General features: G+C 62.2%; 1 protein-coding gene and 1 pseudogene. Both read left to right on the top strand.

From position 1 onward, the window contains the following. Positions 1-327, top strand: a pseudogene (locus tag KHO41_RS41120) (hypothetical protein); the annotation flags it as partial. 25 nt (positions 328-352) lie between these two features. Next, a partial coding sequence (locus KHO41_RS41115) for a calcium-binding protein (protein ID WP_244874289.1) occupies positions 353-510 on the top strand: 158 nt, incomplete at its 3' end.

Below are 510 nucleotides of genomic sequence, written 5' to 3'. Positions count from 1 at the left end.
CTCGAACTGCGTCAGACCCAAGCGGTGGTCCAGGACACCACCAGCGGCCGCCACTGGATCCTGCCTTACGCCGCCGTGCTCGCCGAGCCCACTAGCGCCGCGCAGCAACCGCCGCACGCTTCACCGCCACCACCGCCCCGGGCGCAGCGTGCGGACTTCCGGGTCGGCGACACCGTCAGCTTCACCGACCAGCACCTGCGCGAGCGCATCGGCACCATCGTGCGCATCAACCAGAAGACCGCCTCCATTGAGTGCGACCCGAACGAAGAGAACGAAGGTCATTGGCGTGTCTCCTTCGCGCTACTGCGCAAGGTCGTCGATCTCTGATTGCTTCGCCATTCACACGATAAGCATGCCCAGACCCAAGTCCGATCCAGATCGTGAAGAGCGAATCACGATGGAAATCGTCGTCGACGCTTACGGTTCAGAAGAGCGGTCGATGGCGTGGTACTACTACCTCGAGGAGCAACTCACCGTTCCGTTTGAAGCTGAGGTTTGCAAGAGATCGCC

This window comes from Cupriavidus numazuensis, from assembly GCF_905397435.1.
Taxonomy (GTDB): domain Bacteria; phylum Pseudomonadota; class Gammaproteobacteria; order Burkholderiales; family Burkholderiaceae; genus Cupriavidus; species Cupriavidus numazuensis.
This window is presented reverse-complemented; position numbering and strand designations above follow the sequence as displayed.